This window comes from Sulfitobacter sp. HI0040, from assembly GCF_001634885.1.
In the GTDB taxonomy this organism is placed as follows: Bacteria; Pseudomonadota; Alphaproteobacteria; order Rhodobacterales; family Rhodobacteraceae; genus Sulfitobacter.
The window spans coordinates 1-227 of record NZ_LWEX01000324.1; the positions used below are offsets into that span (position 1 = coordinate 1).

Here is a 227-nt window from a genome sequence, read left to right on the forward strand (position 1 = left end):
AACGGACGCATCGACAGGAAATGATCCGTGAAGGGTTCTTCGGCCATTCGAAGCGTGTAATTCCCGTCTTGGGCTACGTTCAGCGTGCCGATCCGTAGGCGCGTCCCGTCTGCTTCCTGCAGGAAAACGCCGCGCGTCTGTTCAGCCGCCACAGGTGAAACGCCAGCAAACGCGCCGACGCAGCAAAGCGCGAGACCGTGCAAGGTGATATGTCGTTTCATGGCGTC

Annotated in this window: 1 protein-coding gene; it reads right to left on the bottom strand. The window is 59.5% G+C overall.

Going from position 1 to position 227, the window contains the following annotated elements:
* The coding region (locus A3728_RS23730; protein ID WP_236630521.1) for a hypothetical protein at positions 1–227 on the bottom strand (227 nt) is incomplete at both ends.